The sequence below is a fragment of the Dyadobacter jiangsuensis genome (assembly GCF_003014695.1).
GTDB lineage: Bacteria > Bacteroidota > Bacteroidia > Cytophagales > Spirosomataceae > Dyadobacter > Dyadobacter jiangsuensis.
The window spans coordinates 169672-191211 of sequence record NZ_PYAS01000016.1 but is presented as its reverse complement, the minus strand read 5'-3'; the positions used below and the strand labels follow the sequence as shown (position 1 = coordinate 191211).

Here is a 21540-nt window from a genome sequence, read left to right as displayed (position 1 = left end):
GCGGCCCATTTTCGTTATTAAGAGTGATACCGGCATCACTGCTTGAATACCGATATTTGGCGAACGTCGCCGTCTCCCGAAATCACTATCTGGTAAACTCCCGCCGCCAGCTTTCCTACCGGTATCTGAAGTTTTCCATTCTGCAACGCGATCTTTTCGAACACCAGCACTTTTTGGCCCGAAGTATTGATCAGTTCTGCACTTACAAAACCGCTTCGCTGGTCGGGCAGCTCAATGCTGAGCATGGATTGTAGCGGGTTGGGATAGAATTTCAGGCTGCCGGCCACCTGGGCATCAATGGCGATAATCTTGCTGTACGCAAACTTTCCATCGGTATCCACCTGTTTGAGCCGGTAGTAGGTAATTCCTGCCGGGAAATCAATGTCTGTGAAATGGTAGCGGTTTTTAACGGATGAATTTCCGGCTCCAGTAACCCGGCCTGTTTCAACGAACGAGCGGCCATTGGCACTTTTTTCAACTGCAAAATAGGCGTTGTCCTGCTCGGCACTTGTCCGCCATTCCAGCCGGTTGCCTTCCGGTGTGTTTCGGCCATCGAAGCTGATGAGCGTCACAGGCAGCGCACTGCCCACGGGGGCATCCGACAATGCGAAGCCGGAGAAGCCCGTCGTGAAAGTGGAGGTGAATGCGTAATCGGTGTTCATGGCTGCCGCGGATTGAACATCCACGAATACCGAAGTGCCTGTACCGGCCGGGATGCCGCCTTCGCGCTTGCACATCGATTTAATCTTCGTGCCGTTAAAAGTCGGGAGTTCCGACGATTTGTAGTAAAGCGTGATCTCGTAGTTGCCGTTGGGGTTGTTATTGGCAGGCGTGACTTTGAATGTTTTGTTGGTAACCTGGAAACTTGAAAACGGCGCGGCATCGGTACCGGCCCGGTCTACCTCGACGGTCGTACAGCCGTAATCGTGGGCACTGAGGTTTTTGATCTTCGCCATGATGTTTCCGGTAGACGGATCGTAAAAAAACGCAGTTTCATTTGGTCCGAGATATTGCTGGTCGGCATTTCCGGTGTTGACAGCCGTGAGAATAGCATCCGCCCGCGACGCCGAAATCTTGACATTATCCACAGCCCACCATCGTTCGGAATTCGCCACAAAGCGGAACCGCACTTTCATATTCGCATTGGCATACTGCGCAGGAATCACGATGTTCCGGACATCCGCCGTGAAAGTCAGTATGTCGCCCAGCTTTCCTGTGGCCTCATTTTGGGTTAACAGGAGTTGCCAGGCATTACCGTCCCAAACCTCAATAGTCCCCGTTTCGGGATAACTTCCTATGAAAGGAAGCCAGGCCTGGGAAAACGTCAGCAGGATGTTTTCGCGCCCGGACGTGTTCACAGCCGGGGATTCAAGGTAGTCATCAATGAGGATAGCGTTGCCCTGCGGAGTATTGCTATTGACGAAAAAGAATGGTGAACGCTGTGCGTCCAGCCCGGCATCCGAATACTGCGTCACACTCCAGGTGTAATCGCTATTCCCTCCGTTGCGTACCTGCCAGTCGCCGGGACCATTATCAAAGTCGGAGTCGAGCAATACATCGGTGTAAATACCGGGAGTAAGGTCATCATCGGTGATCGACAGCTGAAAATTCTGAAAGTCCGTCGCCGCGTAACCGTTGCCGCCGTTGGCGTTAAGCGCGTAGGAGAGGGTGATGGTCTCGGTACCTTCCACATAGGCGTCATTGTAGATCCTTACCACGATATTCTGGCTCGGAGACGCTGCCGAGAGGCTAAATGAGGTCGGCGAAATGGTATAATCCGCGGTGGCTCCCTGTTTGGCGCTGCCGCCCGGCGTGTTCAGGGTAACTGTCACAGGCTGCGTAGGAGCTTTGTCGATCAGCACGGTTACGATCTTGTCGATATAATTCAAACAACCCGCGCTGATGGTGGCCTCGCTTTCATTGACTGATGCCTCCGAAGCCAGGAAATGCACCGCGGGCGTACTCGCGCACGTATACACCCGAAGGTTGTCGATGTACCAGCCGTCCACTGCTCCGCAGGCGTCTGTACCCATTTCGAACCTGAAACGGATGGTCTGGCCTGGGAGCAGCGAAAGGGCTGATAAGTTGACCTGGCTTTGCCCCCAGGAGCCTGCAATAGTGCCGCCGTCGGAGCCGCTGAATGCCTGCTGGCCCTGCAGCGGATTATTATTGCCCGCCCCCGAGGTGGTCAGGTTCATGTTATACGGATTAGCGGTAAACGCCGTGGCCGGCACGATGGTCCAGGCTCCGCCGTTGATCGAATATTTGATATTGCCTCCGTCCATACCTTCCTCGGTAGCCACATAATGATCGAATGCCATTGCCAGGTTTCCGGCTGTGCCTGCCGGAATCGTGATAGCAGGGCTTTCCATTCGGATCAGCCCCTGCTGGAACGAATTGATACAGTTGCCGCCCGGATAATCTATCCCGAAGGCGACCTTGCCGGAGCGCCCGCCGGGGGCGTCGGCCTGAACCCAGCTGCGGCCTTCCCAGGTGCCGGAGGTAGTTTGGAAGGAGGTGGTGAACCCGCCCAAACCGCTTTCGAAACTCTCAAAATACAATGCAGTACCCTCCTTAGCACCTTCGCAAAGTGCGGGGGCGGGTTTCAGAAGTGCAGTGTTAACACAGCCCGTTTCTGCGCGAAGCTCCACGGCTTGTATAACTTTGGCCAGCTGAGTTGCATCGTTCGCGTCGATCTGGAGTCCCGATGCCCCTGCCGCGGGGCTATTGGTTGTGAGTGCAAGCAACGGTTGTCCGCTGAGCGATTGCACCGCGTCTTCGAGCATATCGGCCACCGCGGCGAAGTCGGTCGTACGGGTCATGTATACCGACTGTGCGCGCCAGAAAATGTGCGAGGCCTTGGTGATGCCGATACCGGTGATTGTTTGACCATTGTAGGTGCCGCCATCGACCAGCAGGGCAAAGGCGTGATTAAGTACGCCGCTGTTGATATGCACGCCGCCGTTATCATTGGCTGCACACCAGTACTGCGGATCGGAAACCTTGCCGGGCTGTCCGAAACAGGTCGGGCTCCACATATCGCGCAACGCGCCGCCGAATGCCGAAGCTTTTTCACCCATCTGCCAGCGATTGGAACTGCCGCAGCCGGTGCGGGGCAAGTTGCTTTCGCCATCGTCCATATAAATGTCGAGCTGATCCACCACTTCGCCCCATATATCCGAGAATGCCTCGTTGAGCGCGCCTGCCTGCCACCCGTACACGAGGCCGCTGGTGTACTCGGTATAGGCGTGCGCCCACTCGTGCGCTACCACGTCGTCGGATGCGGTTTCTGTACAATAGTTAGCGGTTACGCCGTCCCAGTTTGCATTGGGGCAGCCCACTAGCGGATTGTTGTTGATGGTGATCATCGGGGCATCCGCGCCATTGTAGGAAGTCATTCCGAAGCTGTTTTTCATCAGATTGTATATAAAACCGGCCGATTGAACTTCCGACTGCTGCCATATATCCAGGCTTCCGGGAAATGTGTCGCCTTCCTGCCAGCGGAGGTTGGGCGCACTCACCGAGGTTTCATACAACTTGCGCTGAATGCCGTGGACGCCCGTAAATTGCTCTACCAGCGCTCCACTGTGTGCATCAATGTAAAGAAACTCGCGGATCCCGCCGTCGTTTTTGACTTCCACTTCGTACACCAGCGATTTCTCCCCGTTGTAACCCTGCACCAGCCCTTTCTGGAAAATGTAAAGCGCGCTTTTTTCCGCCCGGAGCGGTGTAGCTGTTTTTTTCATCAACTGGTCTTCGACGAACGCCACGGCGATCGCCTCTGCCTCGTGCTGTGCGAGTTCGGGTATGACATTCACCTTAATGTTCGTGATCAGGTTTCCATTGACGGCGGTCAGGTCAAGGTTTTTGTTAAAGTGAAATTTGTAAGTCCCGTCGAACACCGGGACGCCCTGGTAGGTCTGTTCAAGTGTTACGTGCTGGAATCCGAAAGCGTCGGTATGCTGCGCACGGAAACGGAAGTCGTCATCGGATCGCTGCATGCCCAGCATGGCGCGGTTGCCGGTAATGAAGCCGGCGGCTTTTTGGCTCACATCGTTTCCGGCCACAGGGTAGGCGCGCTGCGAGGGGAACCGGAGAAAACTCAGAGCATTCGTGGCCTGGTCGACGGTCGGTCGGGCGCCTGTCCGGGAGGTGAAGGCATTGAGCTCGGGGCGGCCGACCTGCGCCCATGCGATTTGCAGGCCCAGCAGGAGCCAGCAGGCAGTTAGTAGCGTGTTTTTCATAGAGTAATTATAACGAGGTGACTGGTGTCGAATTTAACTAAATATTTCTATAAGTAGAATAGCACGAGTTCGACAAACGGCGGGCCCGGAAATTTGAGTTGAATATTGTGTTAATGTAATCAAATTGAGAAGGATACGCATCATTTCCGGGGTTACTATTATGAAATTATTAGTATTAAAAAACATGCAAACCTGGCCATTATCTTCAATGTTCCGGGGAAGGAGGCTTCGGCCCGGCTACATCAACAACCAACTATATTGTTTCGATTATGATGGAAGGATTTTTCGAGCTGCATGCATCGTATGATTTGTTTCCTGAAATACGGAAAAAACACGGTTGCCAAATTTCAGTTGTCATCCCACTTTTCAACGAGCAGGATAACGTACCCCATTTGCTCGATGCGGTGCGCGATACCCTGAAAAACTTCAATTACGAGATCATTGCGGTCGACGACGGCTCGACCGACAACACCGTAAACATGCTGAAACAATCCCGTGACGAGCGTTTGAAGGTGATCGTGATGACCCGCAACTTCGGGCAGACCAACGCCATGGCCGCCGGAATTGCCCATGCTTCGGGGGAATACATTGTGACCCTCGACGGCGATCTTCAGAACGATCCGGCCGACATTCCGGCAATGCTCGAACACGCTCGCAGCGGCCACTGGGACATTGTAGCAGGCTACCGCGCCAACCGCCTCGATGGCTGGCTGCTCCGTAAACTGCCCAGCCGTATGGCCAATGCCATGATCCGCAACCTCACGGGCGTGCACCTGCGCGACTACGGCTGTACGCTGAAAGTCTTCCGCAGGGAGGCAGCCGAACGCCTCGGGCTATACGGAGAACTGCACCGGTTTATTCCCGTGCTGGGCAATATCACCGGCGCCCGCATGACCGAAATGCCTGTGCGCCACCACAAACGCCGCTTCGGAAAATCCAAATATGGGCTCGGCCGCACCACACGGGTGCTGGGCGATTTGCTCCTGATGGTGTACATGCAGCGTTGGATGAGAAAGCCCATGCACCTCTTCGGGGCACTGGGCGGGAGCCTGTTGGCTGCCGGTGTGCTGCTGTTGTTGTGGCAGCTGATCCACCTGTTTTCAGGGATTACCGGAACGATGGCTGGGCTCGTGCTCGCAATGACTGGCACTGTGATCATACTCATGGGGCTGATCGCCGAAATGCTCATGCGCAGCTATTACGAAGGCTCCGGCAAAACACCTTATACGATCCGGGAGATTATCGAGGGGGCTGCTGAACTGGTTATCCGGAATGGCCACACATCCAAACAGGAGCGCAGAACGAGCGAGCCTGTGAGATTCTGAAATTTTTTATGCAAACACATCCGCCTTACATCCGGTACCTCTATGCCGGCCTTATCCTCTCGATTTACATCCTGGGCTTGCTGCTGCCGCTTTTCGATAACGACAGCGCGCATCACGCGCTCATAGGCATGCATATGCACGTCATGGGCGACTACGTGAGCCTCATCGACCGCGGCCGCGACTATCTCGACAAGCCGCATTTGCTCTTCTGGCTCTCGGCGTTGGGGGATATGCTGCTTGGAATAGGTACGTTGTCGTACAAACTGCCGAGCCTGCTGCTGGCGATTCCGGGCATTTACGCCACATTCCGACTGGCATCGAGGCTTTACGGCAGGCAAGCCGGAATACACGCCGCGCTGATCCTCGTCTCGACCCAGGCCTATATTCTCGCCCATAATGACGTCAGAATGGACGCATTGCTGCTTTCATTCATCATCACCGCCACCTGGCTGCTTTACGAGTACACGCTTACCCTGAAACCGGCCATGCTCATCGCCGGCACAGCCGTGCTGGCACTGTCGTTTTCGACGAAGGGCATGTCGGGAGCGGCGGTACCGGTGATCGCGGTGGGCTCGCAGCTGCTTTATACCCGCAACTGGCGGTTTTTGTTTTCGCTGAAATGGATATGGGCGATACCGCTCTTTTTTGTATTCATCAGTCCGGTGCTGTATTCGTATTATTTGCAGTATGATCTGCATCCCGGCAAAGTCATTCGCGGGATGAGCCGGACCTCCGGGGTGGCATTTATTCTTTTTCACCAGAATACCGAGCGGCTCAACGGGGTAAACTGGGGAAGCGCTGGGGGGAACGATCCATTCCTGTTTTTTCATTCGCTGCTGTGGGCGCTTTTGCCGTGGTGCCTGCTTGGTTACTGGGCTGTTTTTAAAAGGGGTTTTGAGTTAATTAAAAGAAGATTTTCTCCGGAAAAAAATGGCGAGATACTCAGCTGGACCACGATAGTCGTAATGTTCTGCATTCTTTCAGCTTCCAATTTCCGCTTACCGCATTACCTTAACATCCTCTTTCCTTTCTTCGCGATCCTTGTTGCAGGCGAGCTTGAAAAGGTGAATGCGGAAAGTACGGAGAGCAAGGTGCTGAATGGTATGCAAAAGTTCGTGGCGGTCGTGATGATCCTGTTGGGGTTGTTGATCAACCTCTACCTGTTTCCGGTGAAGGCATATGCCATTGTCCTGCTGGTGGTACCTGCGCTGTATCTGGTGTTCTACGAATGGCGCGCGACCAAGGGCTGGCCGCACCGGCTGATCGGCATTTCGCTGAGCGCCTCGGTGCTGGTGAATGTGCTGATGAACGGCAGTTTCTACTACGAATTGCAGAGGTACCAGGCCGGGCAGCACATTGCCGGTAAAATCAGGGATATCGGCCTGGAAGAGAACAATATTTTCGTCATGAACTGGGAAAGTCCCACGCTGAATTACTATTCCGGGTATTTTTACACCGAGGCCGATTCGGCGGCGCTGGTATCCCGGAAGGATTTCTGGGTAGTGGGGCCGGTCGACGAGATATTCGCATTGCAGCAGGCAGGAGGCTTACGGGCGCGTGAGGCGTATCGTTACCTCGATTTTGATACAACCAAACTAAAACCCGGTTTTATCAACCCCCGGACCCGGCTGGAAGCATGCAAGCATATCGGTCTCGTGCATTTGAAAAGCGACTGACGCATGATGAAATACCTGAAATGGCTGCTGAAATTTTCCATCACGGTCGCGCTCCTCTGGTGGGTTTTTAGCCGCATTGACCTGGAAAGTGTATCGCAGGCCATCGGAAAGGCTGATAAGTTGCTGCTGGCATTGGCATTTGTGCCTTACCTGGCTTCCCGCGTTACTGCGGCGGTACGGCTCACAACCATCCTTCAAGCACACAAAGTAGGGCTGTCGCATTACGGCGGGCTGCATCTGCATTGGATCAGCATGTTTTACGGTATGTTCCTGCCTGGCGGGTTGGGCGGTGATGCCTATAAGTTGCTCCGTTTGAAACAGCATTTTCCGGCACAGGGTACGATGCTGCTCACGCGCATTCTGCTCTGGGACCGTATCATCGGCTTTGTCATGCTGGGGTTCCTGGCCGGTGTGATCGGCATGTCCCGGTTCTACCACAATGCACTCGTGTTCGCCATACCCGCATTGGCCTTGCCCGGCGCTGGTGTACTTTGGTGGAGCGCCAAAAAGTGGTTGCCGGGCATTATTTCCGTACTGGGGCGCATATTGCTGCTTTCGCTCGGCACACAGGTTTTTCAGATCATCTGTACGGGTTTTCTGCTCTATTCTATGGGTGAAACCGACCATTGGGCCGACTATGCATTGCTTTTCCTGCTTTCCTCGATCGCTACGGTGTTCCCGCTCAGCATCGGCGGAATAGGCGTGCGGGAGCTCGTGTATTTGCGCGGCTCTGTATTGCTGGGCGTTTCGGAACCCATCGCTGTGACCGTAAGTGTGTTGTTTGACATTATCGTTACTGCGACGGCTGTCACCGGTGCTGCATTGGTGATAGGAGAACGCTCGGAGCGCGGCGCGAAGGTAGTTTCGGAATGATGCTTTTTATTGTCACGCTGAGCGCAGTCGAAGCGCGGTTCTGCGCCGCGCTTCGACTACGCTCAGCGTGACAAATGAATTACGGCTGGAAGAATTTCACGGTACCATCTTCTTCATTACTCGTCACGAGCAGACTTTTGCCGTTGGGGCTTTTGTCCGCGGGGATGAATAGTACGCCCTCGGGAGCATCGCCCGTTTTGATGATTTGCAGGAACTGTGGAGCACCCGGGTTGCTAAGGTCGTAAACGCCCACGGCGTCTACACGCTCCATAGCCACAAATGCCACCGGCTTGCTGTTCATCCATCCTACGGTAACTCCTTCCGGTTCAACGCCTTTGTCGTCCGAGCGGGTATCGTCGTAAATACCGGCCTTGATCACCTCCTGTTCGAGCGAGTTACCCGATTCGTACACACGCTTCATATCGGCGGCGTGGAAAATACTGAAACCACGACCGCCAAAGCTGTAAAGTTCTTCGTACGTGCCGTCGTTTTCAAAGTCACCGCGCGTGCTGGTCACGCGCAGGCGGCCGAGATTCGAAGTCTTTTTCAGTTCGTCGCCATTCGGAAAATATACGGGGTTCAGTTTGAGCGAGCTTACGCGTTTTTGCTCATCGAACGTGCTGTATTCGCGGGCGTCACCTTCGTCGGCTGTGATCACATATGGGGTGCCGTTCACCGTGAAATAGGAGATCGCATCGGGCAGGTAGAACGATTTGATCGGCCAGTTTCTCAGTTCGACTTTCTTATCGTCGTCGCTAGGATCGAGGGAGTTGAGAATGTAGCTGATGTCTTTAGTGCCGAGGGCATGAAGGCTCAGTATTTTGCCATTGATCAGGTCAATTTCGGCCACACCGTTGTTTTCCTGCAAGGTCACGAATGCTTTTTGGGAATTGTCGGAGATGGCCACATATTCGGGTTCAATGTCCTGTGCAAAAGTAGCCTTGGGGCCGAACTTGCGGAAACCTTTCGCTGCCAACGTGTTGTAATCGCTCTCAAATGCTTCAAAAGTGAGGGTTTTGACACTGTAACCGTTCGAAATATCGATAATGGATACCGATCCTTCCGGATCGACGCTATAATCGGCATTCGGCTCGCCTTCGTTGGCCGTCACAATAAAGCGACCGTCGGGGCTGAAAGTCACCATATCCGGCAATGCGCCGACGGTGATCTGCTTGATCGCTTGCAATGTGCTGGTATTGAGTACGATCACGCTGCCATTGGCCTGTTTGTTAGTCGCTTCGAGCGCGATTGCGAGTTTGCCGTTCGATACCGCCACGCTATTGGCCACGCCTCCCAGCGCCGAAACGTCGATGGGTTGCAGTTTGGTGATGGCCGGGAATGCGGAAAGGTCGAGCACATCTACGATAGCCGCCTTTTCGTTGTTCACGGTAAAAAGTCTTTTGGTAGCAGGGTCATAGGCGGAGATTTCAGCCGCCGCCAGGTTACCCAGGTCCATACTCGCCACTTCCTTGAACATCGAAGGGTCTTCCTGCACCGAGTTCTGAGGGAAATGGTCGGTACACCCATTCATGAGAGCTGCCGCGAGCAGCAACGCCAGTAGAGATTTCTTTTGCATCTTGATTTGTGAGTAGTTTTTGGAAACTAAAAATACTCACGTAGCAAAACGCAGGGGCGCCGTGTGTGGAGACTTAACAGAATGTTAATGCGGAGCGCGATTTTATATTCAAAAGGGTTTAGTATCAGTACTTTGGTTAATATTTGGGTAACAATTGCTTGATATTGCGGAAACAGCGGGGCAGTAGGTTTCCTCTTTCGCACTCTAGTTAATTCAGCGCAGCCGCCCAGGCGATGCCACCCATAATATGTCTCATTGCGGTGGGATCGCTGTATGTGGATGCATTATGCCCGATGGCCGTGTAGAACATCCTTCCTTTGCCCATTGATCGCGACCATGCAATGGGATGATCACCCCGCATCGCTTTGGGCCAGAATGCGGGGTAGGTGCTTTCGTCGATGGTCAATAAAATCTGAAAACCCGATTTCCCGCGCACGCTTTCGTGGAAATTGTACCATTCGTCCTTCTTCGACCAGCGGGCTGGGAGGCCGTCGATCGCAGGATGCAAGCCGGGTTCGGTCACGATCTCTGCCTTTGGAATAGGGTAGGGCAAAAACGTGTGGCTCCGGAAACGTGTACCGAGCATCGTGCCGTACCAGTCCCATTCGTATTCACAGTCGGCGGCGGAGTGAATGCCCGCATAACCGCCGCCGTTTTCAATGTATTGTTCGAATGCGCGTTGCTGTTCGTCGGTCAGGAAGTCGCCGGTGGGAGAGAGGAACGCGACGGCGCGGTAGGATTTCAGGCAGATTTCATGGAAGTAGGCGCCGTTTTCGGTTGCTACCACTTCCCACCCGCGCTTTTGGCCCGCTTCTTTAATAGCCTTCACACCCGCTTCAATGGACGCGTGCCGGTAGCCGTTTGTTTTGGAAAAGATCAATATGGCTTTGTCGGTAGCGGCTACGCAATTCGCCGGAATGGCTTTATCGAATACCGGTTTCTGCCAGGGCAGCCAGCGCATGGAATGCAATGCGTACCCGGCTGCGCCAGCCATAACGATCATCACTGCGGACAGTATTTTTAAAACCATACCCCTGGAAACAGGTTTCATTTCTTGGTCACAATACCTGTGGATTTATGGGTGTAAATGTAATTTTTTGAATTGCCCGGCTGCGTTACTTTTATTCCTTCGAACGTTGCGCCGTGGAGGTCGTCGGTGACGATGGCGGTGCGGTAGTCTTTCTTTTCGCAGGATAATGTGAGATTGCTGACTTTAATATCCTTCGCGTGGCGTATGTACAGGCCCCACGCGGGAAGCTCGTCGAACATCGAGAACTCGGGATAGAATGTAGGCTTTTCCGGCACCTTATCCAGTTCATCCAGCCCGATTTTCGCGAACATCGGGTTGCCGCCACCCGGCATTTTGATTTCAATGTTTTTCAAAGTGACGTTGGTAATGATCGCATCCGGCATGCCCACAATATCGGATGGCGAAATGTTCCGCGGCATGTCTTCGATAGGCCCTTCATATTCGTAGCCCGCATCCGGTTTGGTGGCAGGCACCTCCACATACATATTGGAAATCGAGACATTCTCCATCCTCCCTTTCCTCCCTTTCATCCTTTCTCCAATTCTCAAAAAGATCGCATTCCCGGTATTATAGGCCTTCAAACTATCCACAATCACATTTTCCACAAAACCGCCATCCACCGCTTGCAGGGTGACGGCCGAACGGTAGGTGTCGAAGATTTTTACATTATAAATTTTAACATTACTAAAACCGCCATACGAAGCCGTTCCAAACTTGATCCCGTTGGCGCTCGAACGGATGGTGCAGTTCCTGACCAATATGTTTTTGCAAACTTTGGACGCATCGTGCGATTTGAGGCAAATACCGTCGTCGTCCGAATCGATGAAAGAGTTGGTGACCGTCACGCCGTCGCAATCCACGATGTCGATGCCGTCGTTGTTCCAGTAGGCTTTGCTGTCGACAGTAATGCTGTCGATCGCGACATTCTTACATTGGTCGTAAATCTGCACCCAGCTTGACGAATTCTGCATAGTCACGCCCTTGATATTCACATTTTCGCAGTTGCGTATGTACGCGAGTACGGGGCGGGTTTCGGCTTCGGGGCGATCCTGCCGGAAGAGATCCTTGATGAGGCCCTTGTGGATCATGTCCACGATATTGCGGGCAATGTAGCGGCCGCGGCCGTCGATTACACCCTGGCCGGTAATGCCGATGTTCTGCTGGTCGTGTGCAAAAACAATGGCGGTCCACACTTTCTTGTCATAATCCCAGGGATTCAGCGAGCCGAGAAGCACGGCGCCTTCTTCGAAGTGGAGCGTTACATTGGATTTCAAATGGATGGAGCCGGTGAGATAGCGGCCCACGTTGAACACCAGCCGGCCGCCTCCGTTCTGGGAGATGAAGTCGATCGCGTATTGAATGGAGCGGGTATTGAGGGTAATGCCGTCGGAATGGATGCCGAAAAGCGAGGTGCGGTAGTCTTTGGCCTGCGATGGCAGGCAGGTGATGGTCAGCAGGGCAAGGATCAGGTAATTTTTCAGGCTCATAGTAAAAAGGGGATTGGATTGGTACGAACGGTTACTTCATTCAAATCCCCGTAATAAGCTGATTTTGTGGTGGAATTACCTGCAAAAAATAAAGATTCCCCCGAAGGCCGGGGGAATCTTTACCAAAAAACCACATCCTAAGTTAATCTATCAATTCCAGCCTCCTCCGAGTGCCCGGTAAATATTCACCATGGCATTCATCTGCTTCATTTTGGTTTCGATCAGTTCGAATTTCGATTCCAGTGCGTCGCGCTGGGTTAGCAATACTTCCATATAATCCGCACGGGCCGAGGCGAACAAGCGGTTCGAAATGGTGGTCGACTGGTTGAGTGCTTCCACTTCTTTCGTTTTCAGGTCGAAGCTTTTTTCGAGGTTGCTGATGTTCGAAAGCTGGTTCACGACTTCGATGTACGCATTCAAAACGGTACGCTCATAGTTGTAAATCGCCTGGATCTGACGCGCATTCGCGTTGGCATAACCCGCGCGGATTGCGTAACGGTTGATCACCGGACCAGCCAGGTCGCCGATCAGCGAGCCCATGATCGACTCGGGTACGCGGGCGAGGTAAATCGGCGTGAAGGCTTGCAAACCCAGGCTCGCCGACAATCCCAGCGACGGGTAGAAGTTCGCCCTCGCCACAGTCACATCAATTTTCGCCGCTTCCAGGTCGAGTTCCGCCTGTTTGATATCCGGACGGTTCGATAACAGCTGAGAAGGGATACCCGATTGTACCACGTTTGGAACGAGGTTTTCGAAGCCCTGGCTGCTGCGCTGTACCGGCTGCGGGTAACGTCCGACGAGGAAGTTGATCCGGTTTTCGGTTTCGATGATCTGCTGCTGGATACCGTATTGCAGGTTTTGCGTTTTGAGCACCTGCGCTTCGAACCGGCGTACGGCCAGCTCGGTTACGCGGGTCGCTTCTTTCTCCATGCGCACGATCTTCAATGCATTGTTCTGGATATCGATGTTCTGGCGGATGATGGCCAACTGCGTGTCCAGCGCGAGCAGTTCGTAATAGGAGTTCGCGATCTCCGCCGCCAGGTTGGTCATCATGAAGTTCTTGCCTTCGATCGACGACAGGTAGCGCGTTGCCGCCGCTTTTTTCGCATTGCGCAGCTTGTGCCAGATATCGACTTCCCAGCGTGCCACTGCCTGAATGTTTACGTCGGGGAGCGGATCGGGCGTCTCTCTGCCCGGTTTGATATCGGTAGTCGCTTCGCTGGCACCGATGTTGGTGTAACGCGCCGCTTTTTCCACGCCGGCTCCGCCGCGCAGGCCTACGAACGGCAGGTATTCCCCTTTGCGCGCCTGGATCTCGTTTTGCGAGATCGCGATTTCCTGCATGGTAATGTTCAACTCCTGGTTATTCTTGAACGCCGTGTCGATCAGCGCATTCAGGTTGGGATCCGTGAAAAACGTTTTCCAGCTTACCTTACCAGTGTTGGTGGAGTCCTGTGAGCCATTGAAGCTCACAGGTACCGCCCGGTTTTCCGTTTTCTGGGGCAGTGTCGGGATGTTACAGGCCTGGTAGGTCAGCCCCATAAGCGCGATACCGGCCCAGTTCAATATTCTCTTATTTCGCATGTTCGTCTTTATCTTCTGAAGTTGGGAAAGCATCAATGGCATGTACGAATCCTTCGGACAGTGAGCTGTCTTCTTCGTCTCTGATGAGTTTTCTGCCATCAGCCATTTTGGCGAATATGTAATACAAGCCCGGGATGATGATGACCCCGAAGACCGTACCGAACAACATACCACCCATTGCGGACGAACCGATGGTACGGTTACCGATTGCACCGGCGCCGGTGGCCATGATCAACGGGATCAGACCGGCTACGAATGCGAACGAGGTCATGAGGATCGGACGGAAACGTACTCTGGCTCCCTCAATGGCTGCTGCCAGGATAGTGGCGCCTTCGGCACGCTTCTGCACTGCGAATTCCACGATCAATACGGCGTTCTTACCCAGGAGCCCGACCAGCATGATCAGACCGATCTGCGCGTAGATGTTGTTTTCGAGGCCCATCAGTTTCAGCATGAGGAACGATCCGAACACCCCGACAGGGAGTGAGAATACCACCGCAAGTGGAATGATGAAGCTTTCGTATTGTGCTGCCAGTACCAGGTACACGAATGCCAATACAATCGCAAATACCACTACCGATTCATTTCCACGGATCGATTCGTCGTACGAAAGACCTTCGAATGCGATATCGTAACCTTTCGGAAGCGTTTTGGCGGATACTTCGCGAATCGCCGCGATGGCTTCCGCAGTGGTGTAGCCTTTCGCAGGAAGACCCTGGATCGCCGCCGAGTTATAGAGGTTGAAACGCGTGATTTCGTTAGGTCCCTGTCCCTTTTTCAGTTTCATGAACGACGAGTAAGGCACCATTTCGCCCGCTTCGTTTTTCACAAACAGTTTCAGAAGGTCGGTTGGAAGCCGGCGGAACTGTGGATCAGACTGTACGTATACTTTGAAGAACTGGTTGAATTTGATAAAGCCCTGTTCGTACGTACTACCGATCATGATGTTGAGGTTATCCATCGCTTTCCCGATCGATACGCCCTTTTGCATCGCCAGTTTGTTGTCGATTTCCAGTTCGTACTGCGGATAGTTCGCAGCGAAGAAGGTGAACAAACCGGTCAGCTCTTTGCGTTTGCCGAGGTTTTCCAGGAATTCCTTATTGATCTTGTCGAACTCCTGGTAATCGGTGTCTGTATTTTTATCCAAAAGACGCATCGAGAAACCGCCGGAGGTACCGAAACCTGGAATCGCTGGTGGTTCGAAGAATTCGACCGTCGCACCGAGACCTTTCGAAGCGTGTTCCAGCTCTTCCATGATCTCCTTCACGTTGTGGTCACGCTCGTGCCATGGTTTAAGGTTGATCAGACAGGTACCCGCATTGGAGCCGCGGCCTTCCGTCATGATCTCGTAACCTGCCAGTGATGATACCGATTCGATACCTTCCACTTCCTCGCATATCTTTTGCAGACGACGCGATACTTCATTGGTTTTTTCCAAAGTCGATCCCGGAGGTGTCTGGATGATCGCGTAGATCGTACTCTGGTCTTCGTTAGGGATAAAACCTGCCGGTACAATCGAGTTGGCCCAGTAAATACCGAAACAGAATAGTCCCAGAACGAGGAATGTCACCAAACGGCGGGCCACAATCCTGTTCAGCAATGCTACATATCGGCCGGTGAGTTTTTCAAAACCTCGGTTGAATGCATCGATCCCCTTGTCCATGATGGATTTCTTTCTTGCGTGGCCATGGTGGCTCTTCAAAAGCATCGCACACAATACCGGCGTAAGCGTCAAGGCGATCAACGCGGAGATCACGATAGAGCTGGCCATGGTAATGGAGAACTGGCGGTAGAATGTGCCCACAGGGCCCGACATGAACGAGATAGGTACGAATACCGACACCATGACCGCGGTGATCGCGATGATCGCTCCGCTGATTTCGGAAAGTACCTTTTTCACCGCATTGTAAGGCGTTATGCCGGGTTCTTCCTCAAACTTGGCGTGGACGGCCTCGACGACGACAATCGCGTCATCGACCACAATACCGATCGCCAATACCAATGCGAACAGGGTGATCAGGTTGATGGATAGCCCAAAGCCCTGTATCACAAAGAATGCCCCGACTAATGATACCGGAACCGCGAGGATCGGAATCAGGGTTGAGCGCCAGTCGCCCAGGAAGAGGAATACTACCAATGCCACGAGGATAAATGCATCACGCAGGGTGTCGATTACCTGCTCGATAGATGCGTCGAGGAACTGGGAAACGTCATAGCTGATCTTGTAGTCGATACCGGGAGGGAACGACTCTTTCATAACGTCGAGCTTTTTCTTCACTTCCTCGATTACGTCGCTCGCGTTACTACCGTAGTTCTGGCGCAAAACGATCGCGGCAGAAGCCTTGCCGTCGAGGTTGGAGTAAATATCGAAGAATTCGCTACCGAGTTCCACTTTCGCGATATCCTTCAAATGAATGCTTTCACCTTCCTTGTTGGCGCGGATGATAATGTCTTCGTATTCCTTCGGCTCGCTGTAACGTCCTTTGTAAGTCAATACATATTCCAAAGACTGTGCGGCGATACCGGAGCTTTGTCCGATACGGCCTGGACGACCGATGATACTTTGTTCGGCCAGCGACTTCATTACTTCTTCTACCGAAATGCTGTATGCACGCATGCGGTCGGGGTTGAGCCATACGCGCATCGCGTAACGGCGGCTACCGAGGATCTGTGCACGCGCTACCCCTTTGGTCCGCTGAATTTCAGGGATCATTTTGACGGTAGCATAGTTAAAGAGGAATTTCTCGTCAATGCTTTTCGATTTCGAGTACAGGTTGACGTACATCAACATACTCGGCTGAATAGGCGTGATAATTACCCCTTCCCGCTGAACGAGTTCCGGAAGAAGCGGCATTACCTGGTCAACCCTCGTTTTTACCCTGATCACGGCGTCGTTCGGGTCGGTACCGGGTTCGAAGATGATCCTTAATGTAGCTTCACCGGCACTGGTGGCGTCGGTAGCAATATAGCGCATATCCTGAACACCGTTAATCGCCTGTTCCAGCGTAATGAGCGTGGATTTTACCAACACGTCGGCACTCGACCCCGGGTAGGCGATAAAGATGTTAACAGTGGTAGGAGCAATGTCCGGGAACTGCGAGATAGGCAGTTTCTTGATAGCCAGTACACCGATAAAGACTATCATGACCGATATCACAATCGCGAATACAGGTCGTCGTATGAATTGATTAAACATATCTTTTGCTTTCGGACCTGATTATTCCGCGTACAGGCTTAGGTGAGAGATAACCGAATCGGGCTTCTGGAACTTGTAGCTGATCTTCTGGTTTTCGCGTACCTGGCGCAAGCCTTCCAGCAATATTTTGTCGTCCTTTTGAAGACCGTGTGAAACCGCGAAAATGTGCGGCAATTCGGCAGCGATCGTGATTTCGCGTGACTGTACTTTACCATCCTTGTCGATCACGTAGCAGTATTTCTTTTCCAAAACCTCGAAAGTCGCTTTCTGCGGGATCAGCAACGCGTTTTTCAACGGTACGCTGATTTGCACATTACCCGTCTCGCCGTGGCGCAGCAAGCCTTTGGGGTTCGGGAAAGTAGCCCGGAATGCGATGTTACCTGTTTCGTTATTGAAGTCGGCCTCGATGGTTTTCACCGCTCCGGTATGATCGAAGATCTTTTCGTTGGCCATTTTGAGTTTGACTTTCAGGAGGTTACCATTGTCTTCGCCCGACTTGTAGTTCAGGTATTCCGCTTCCGGAACGTTGAAGTAAACCCACATTTCACTGTTGTCCGAAAGGGTAGTAAGCAGGTCGCCTTCATCCACGAGACTTCCCAACCGCACCTGGAAATGGTCCATGATACCATTAAACGGCGCACGGATCTCGGTAAAGCCCAGGTGCGTTGCCGCCAGCCCCAGTTCCGCTTTCGCTTTGTCCAGTTTCGCTTTGGCCAATGCGAGTTCGTTTTTGGAAACTACATTGCTGTCGGCCAGTGCCTTGGTGTTTTTGTATTCGATCTCTGCGAAGTTGGCTTCGGCTTGCGCTTTTTGCTGCTCAGCCTGGTACACCAGCGGCATGATCTGGAACATCAGTTGTCCCTTTTTTACCAACTGACCTTCATCCACGTATATTTTTTGCAAATAACCTCTTTCCAGTGCCCGGAGCTCGATATGGCTGATGGCCCGGATCTGACTCACGTACTCCTTGATGATGGTGGTGTCTTTTTGTAAGGGGCTTGTTACTGAATAGTTAACCGCTTCTTCTTTTTCTTCTTCGTGTTTGGATGTACAGCCTGTCTGATACAACAATGCACCCAAGCTCACGAGCATGAGAATTCTTTTCATGATGATTTTTGGAGTTAGCTAATTTGAATTTTTGATAGTTACTGTTCGTATGGGTGTGCCTGACGGCACAGTGTAAAGCAGCCGTGAGCTACCGGGGGAGATGGGCGCCACGACGACCGGATTGACAGGCCATAGGTAGCCTGCCGCTGAGCGGGATCAAATCCTGAGTACGCGAAGCCTCAGGTATCGGCGGGATGAATAAAACGAGCCAAACCTGCGTACAGGCCGGGCCGTGGCGATGCTGTAAAAGGGGAAAAGCTGGCGCGAAGCAAATGCGGCCGCGAGAATGCCGCCGGCGCGTGGTGATTTTTTAAGGGAGAACGACTCGCTGGAATCTTCTTCTTTTTCTTCGGAAATGGTCCGTACAAACTCCGCGAATTTCCGGGCATTGTCGGGTAGACGGAATGCGGGATCGTTATCGTCGAAAGCCTGTACGAGATTCGGGTGTACCGAGTCGTCAAGAATCTGAAGGGGAGAGAGGCAAGCCTGGCGTTCCTGTGAGCCCGCATACATATTGCTGTATCCGTCCACCAGGAGAATGCACAGGGGCAGGAGATATTTCAGCAATTCTTTGATCATCTTAACGGGTCGCTATTGAGTCTTTTGTATAATTTGAAGCCGCGCAGGAGCGGCCTTAATGGGTATCTTTATTTCAAGTCTTTGAAAATGAGCATTCGTTTAGGCGCCGATGGTATGGCGCGGGATTGATAAATTGTTCTTTTCGTAGGTGTGTGCCTCTTATACGCATACAAAAACCGCACTTCATCCTTAACTCTATGTTAAAAGGAGGTTAAAAAGGGATTAAAATCTTCAAATGGCTATTGCGCGTGATTCCGCGGTGCGGAGGAAGGATTGTTTTGGATAAAATATTCTTTTAATTATTATATTATTGGTTACATTAGAGAAATGGAGCAAAAGCTCCGGCTTTGCACGCACTATTTGCAGGCCTCCGGCCGGTCGTGTATACTTCAACGTTTTTTGCTTAATGACCGGCCGGAGGCCTGCGAATATCAGGCACGCAGCAGAAGCTTCGCGTCATTGTGAAGCAACACCTTCGCGCCATTGACATTTCGGTTTCAAACGCTTACGCCATGAACTTTAAAAGATGCTGCTTTTTACTCGTTTTGCTTCCGGTCTGGGCATTCGGGCAACCTAAGATGTTTTACCATAAAGACACTTTAAAAGTCGCTGCGAACGCGGTGGGTGTCCGGTTTAGTCATATGAAGGCACCGATGATGCTGTCTGGTAACAAATTTGGCATTGTCGATCTCGGGTCGGACGGAGCGCCTGGCAAGACTGCGACCGTTTACCTTGAAAATGATTCCATTCAAATAAGAAATGACAACTTCCCCTACGAGGAAAAGCACTTCTTCCCGCTGCAATTGGCTGGGCATAACTACAAGCTGCGACTGCGTTTTAACAACGTGACAGCCTCTTTTCCTCCTGCATACATTCGCGAAAACCGGGGACGAGCGCTGGTTGAGATTCCGGAAACTTTTGAGCTGGCCAATATCTTGCTGATGCTCTCTCCTTCGGGAAAAAAGATGGGCGGTATGGTTGACTCCGGGCAGTATCACGACGAAGTCATGGCCTATTTCAAACCGTATTTGGGGCATCCGGTTTTCAAAGCATTAGATGTAGGCGAGGCGGAATACTCGAATAATTACTATGAATTCAGAGATAATAGTATCTGTTACGAGTTTAAAGGAGACAAGTTGGTGCCGACGCAATATTTCCTTGTGTATGGTTCTGACGATTCAACCTATTCCAATACATTCCGCAATCATGTCGGACTGGTTGCGGATTTTGCCAAACAGTCGAATTTCAGGGCTTTTTATCAAAGCAACTTACCCTACTATCGCCAGCTGATCGCGCAGCAAGCCGCATGGAGTGATGTGGCCGGAATGCAGCGATGGCTGGGTAAGCAATTCTCCCAACGCGGGTTTGATACGTCCAAGCTGATTTTTTCACCTATCATAAATTCCAGGCACAGCACGCAGCAGTTCGGAGGATCCGATGAGAATGGCAGGTCATTCCACGAAATGATTCTCTTTGTCAACGGGCCTAACTTATACAATGCGGCAGCGGACCTGAATGAGCAACAACGTCGCGGCGTGTTGGCAGGCATTATTTTCACGGAGGTAGATCACAACTACGTGAACCCGAGAACAAATAATTTCAAAGCTCAGATCGACAGTGTTTTTGCAAACAGGGACTTTTGGGCTCCTGTTGCGAAGACTTCTTTTTATTCAAAGCCGGCATCCATTTTCAACGAGTACATGACGCACGCGCTGTTTTCGCTTTACGCGACCGATACATTTGATGCATTGACGGCAAAATTCCTGATTGCCAGGCGTGAAGCTCTGAATGTCGAAGGGCGGGGCTTCACGAAATTCAGAGAATTCAATGCGGTGCTGATGAAACTCAAAAAGGAAAACCCGGACACACCGGTATCCGATCTGTACCCGAAAGTCATCGACTGGTGCCGGTCGTTTGCAATGCGCTAGTGCGAAGCTCCTGCTTTGCACGCACTATTCGCAGGCCTCCGGCCGGTCAGGAATGCAGCATCGTCTTGCGTTACAGACCGGCCGGAGGCCTGCGAATAGTATGCACGAAGCAGGAGCTTCGCGCCGTTACCGCGCTTCTTCCAGGAAATGCCTCCCGCGGTTGCGGTAGGCATGAATACCGTTGCTGATGAGGATAACCGCCGATACGGTGAGCGCCGCATTGACGACCGCCGGCGTAGTACCCCAGTTGGCCACAGCCACGGCGATCAATGCCCATACCCCGACCATCGCCGATTCGCGCAGGTTACGCGCCCACGTGAGGCCCAGGTATACGACGCCCGCGACGCAGATCATGATCACGGTCCAGGCCACCGGCGAGAGTCCGAAACCGTTCCAGCCGATTTTGGTGAAATAGGCCGCGACGTTCGCAATGAGGGCCACGGAGATCCAACCCAGGTAAATGGCAAACGGCCACCAGGTCAATGCTATTTTTTTGATGGGAATTACATCCATTTCCATGCGTGTGCGGACGATGATCAGCCATAGCGAGGTAAGCAGCACGATCATGATCAGTACCGAAAGGCCGGTAAAATCATAAAGCCAGGCCATTACCCAGGCTGAGTTGGCAGCGCAGGAAATGACAAACAGCCAGCCGACCTTTTCCACCACGGGCGGGACCTCGCGCCTGCCGGAAATGCCGCGCGCCTGGTAAATCACAAATGCCGCGAGCATGAGGTAAATGAGCCCCCAGATGGAGAATGCATAGCCTGATGGCGTGAAGTAATTCTGGTAACGGGCCGAAACGCTGGCCATCGTGCTGTGGTTGAAAATGCCGGTATTGGAAAGGTAGTTGACGATGATCGTCACAATGAGTGCGATGATATTGGCTACTTGCAATGTCCGTTTCATAGTTTTTGCTGATACTTGTTGTGTAA

At 52.5% G+C, this 21540-nt stretch carries 14 protein-coding genes; 4 read left to right on the top strand and 10 right to left on the bottom strand.

The window, feature by feature from the left end:
• Nucleotides 1–35: 35 nt before the first annotated feature.
• A complete protein-coding gene (locus CLV60_RS28080; protein WP_106598721.1) occupies nt 36–4244 on the bottom strand; it encodes a M4 family metallopeptidase in 4209 nt (1402 codons plus the stop codon).
• Nucleotides 4245–4513: 269 nt separating this feature from the next.
• Between CLV60_RS28080 and CLV60_RS28075 the strand changes: the two genes are divergently transcribed.
• The 3 genes from CLV60_RS28075 to CLV60_RS28065 are packed head-to-tail and all read left to right on the top strand — an operon-like array spanning nt 4514 to nt 8118.
• Nucleotides 4514–5569, top strand: coding sequence for a glycosyltransferase family 2 protein (locus CLV60_RS28075; RefSeq protein WP_229211161.1), 1056 nt, complete (start codon nt 4514–4516; stop codon nt 5567–5569).
• Nucleotides 5570–5577: 8 nt separating this feature from the next.
• On the top strand, nt 5578–7245 hold the full coding sequence (locus CLV60_RS28070; protein ID WP_106598720.1) for an ArnT family glycosyltransferase: 1668 nt from the start codon (nt 5578–5580) through the stop codon (nt 7243–7245).
• A 3-nt stretch (nt 7246–7248) separates the two neighbouring features.
• A complete protein-coding gene (locus CLV60_RS28065) occupies nt 7249–8118 on the top strand; it encodes a lysylphosphatidylglycerol synthase transmembrane domain-containing protein (protein ID WP_106598719.1) in 870 nt (289 codons plus the stop codon).
• A gap of 79 nt (nt 8119–8197) precedes the next feature.
• Here CLV60_RS28065 and CLV60_RS28060 read toward each other — a convergent pair whose 3' ends face one another.
• The 7 genes from CLV60_RS28060 to CLV60_RS28030 form a co-directional block, all read right to left on the bottom strand.
• Complete coding sequence (locus tag CLV60_RS28060) at nt 8198–9694, bottom strand: choice-of-anchor I family protein (protein WP_106598718.1); 1497 nt, start codon at nt 9692–9694, stop codon at nt 8198–8200.
• 208 nt (nt 9695–9902) lie between these two features.
• Entirely contained in the window at nt 9903–10724 is an 822-nt protein-coding gene (locus CLV60_RS28055; protein ID WP_170118881.1) for a ThuA domain-containing protein, read from the bottom strand.
• A 17-nt stretch (nt 10725–10741) separates the two neighbouring features.
• Complete coding sequence (locus tag CLV60_RS28050; RefSeq protein WP_106598716.1) at nt 10742–12211, bottom strand: glycoside hydrolase family 28 protein; 1470 nt, start codon at nt 12209–12211, stop codon at nt 10742–10744.
• 150 nt (nt 12212–12361) lie between these two features.
• On the bottom strand, nt 12362–13795 hold the full coding sequence (locus tag CLV60_RS28045) for a TolC family protein (protein WP_106598715.1): 1434 nt from the start codon (nt 13793–13795) through the stop codon (nt 12362–12364).
• The gene (locus CLV60_RS28040) at nt 13785–16991 is read right to left on the bottom strand and encodes an efflux RND transporter permease subunit (RefSeq protein WP_106598714.1); all 3207 of its coding nucleotides are present in this window, start codon (nt 16989–16991) and stop codon (nt 13785–13787) included. Before CLV60_RS28040 ends, CLV60_RS28045 begins: the two co-directional genes overlap by 11 nt.
• A gap of 21 nt (nt 16992–17012) precedes the next feature.
• Nucleotides 17013–18098 (bottom strand): efflux RND transporter periplasmic adaptor subunit, encoded by a 1086-nt coding sequence (locus CLV60_RS28035; protein ID WP_106598713.1) that lies wholly within the window; start codon nt 18096–18098, stop codon nt 17013–17015.
• A gap of 156 nt (nt 18099–18254) precedes the next feature.
• Nucleotides 18255–18677, bottom strand: coding sequence for a hypothetical protein (locus CLV60_RS28030; protein WP_106598712.1), 423 nt, complete (start codon nt 18675–18677; stop codon nt 18255–18257).
• 512 nt (nt 18678–19189) lie between these two features.
• On the opposite strand from CLV60_RS28030, the gene CLV60_RS28025 reads away from it, so the two are divergent.
• Nucleotides 19190–20605, top strand: a complete 1416-nt coding sequence (locus CLV60_RS28025) for a DUF4932 domain-containing protein (protein ID WP_106598711.1) — start codon at nt 19190–19192, stop codon at nt 20603–20605.
• On the opposite strand, the gene CLV60_RS34365 is transcribed toward CLV60_RS28025, so the two are convergent.
• Both CLV60_RS34365 and CLV60_RS28020 read right to left on the bottom strand, forming a co-directional pair.
• A complete protein-coding gene (locus CLV60_RS34365) occupies nt 20602–20778 on the bottom strand; it encodes a hypothetical protein (protein WP_170118880.1) in 177 nt (58 codons plus the stop codon). The two genes, CLV60_RS28025 and CLV60_RS34365, sit on opposite strands and share 4 nt — an antisense overlap.
• Nucleotides 20732–21514, bottom strand: a complete 783-nt coding sequence (locus tag CLV60_RS28020) for a TspO-related membrane protein (RefSeq protein ID WP_106598710.1) — start codon at nt 21512–21514, stop codon at nt 20732–20734. Before CLV60_RS28020 ends, CLV60_RS34365 begins: the two co-directional genes overlap by 47 nt.
• Between the last annotated feature and the right edge of the window lie 26 nt (nt 21515–21540).

Excerpts from the sequence above, each read along its gene's own strand:
- CLV60_RS28080 (WP_106598721.1), bottom strand. The coding sequence starts at position 4,244 with ATGAAAAACACGCTACTAACTGCCTGCTGGCTCCTGCTGGGCCTGCAA.
- CLV60_RS28075 (WP_229211161.1), top strand. The coding sequence starts at position 4,514 with ATGATGGAAGGATTTTTCGAGCTGCATGCATCGTATGATTTGTTTCCT.
- CLV60_RS28070 (WP_106598720.1), top strand. The coding sequence starts at position 5,578 with ATGCAAACACATCCGCCTTACATCCGGTACCTCTATGCCGGCCTTATC.
- CLV60_RS28065 (WP_106598719.1), top strand. The coding sequence starts at position 7,249 with ATGATGAAATACCTGAAATGGCTGCTGAAATTTTCCATCACGGTCGCG.
- CLV60_RS28060 (WP_106598718.1), bottom strand. The coding sequence starts at position 9,694 with ATGCAAAAGAAATCTCTACTGGCGTTGCTGCTCGCGGCAGCTCTCATG.
- CLV60_RS28055 (WP_170118881.1), bottom strand. The coding sequence starts at position 10,724 with ATGGTTTTAAAAATACTGTCCGCAGTGATGATCGTTATGGCTGGCGCA.
- CLV60_RS28050 (WP_106598716.1), bottom strand. The coding sequence starts at position 12,211 with ATGAGCCTGAAAAATTACCTGATCCTTGCCCTGCTGACCATCACCTGC.
- CLV60_RS28045 (WP_106598715.1), bottom strand. The coding sequence starts at position 13,795 with ATGCGAAATAAGAGAATATTGAACTGGGCCGGTATCGCGCTTATGGGG.
- CLV60_RS28040 (WP_106598714.1), bottom strand. The coding sequence starts at position 16,991 with ATGTTTAATCAATTCATACGACGACCTGTATTCGCGATTGTGATATCG.
- CLV60_RS28035 (WP_106598713.1), bottom strand. The coding sequence starts at position 18,098 with ATGAAAAGAATTCTCATGCTCGTGAGCTTGGGTGCATTGTTGTATCAG.
- CLV60_RS28030 (WP_106598712.1), bottom strand. The coding sequence starts at position 18,677 with ATGATCAAAGAATTGCTGAAATATCTCCTGCCCCTGTGCATTCTCCTG.
- CLV60_RS28025 (WP_106598711.1), top strand. The coding sequence starts at position 19,190 with ATGAACTTTAAAAGATGCTGCTTTTTACTCGTTTTGCTTCCGGTCTGG.
- CLV60_RS34365 (WP_170118880.1), bottom strand. The coding sequence starts at position 20,778 with ATGCCTACCGCAACCGCGGGAGGCATTTCCTGGAAGAAGCGCGGTAAC.
- CLV60_RS28020 (WP_106598710.1), bottom strand. The coding sequence starts at position 21,514 with ATGAAACGGACATTGCAAGTAGCCAATATCATCGCACTCATTGTGACG.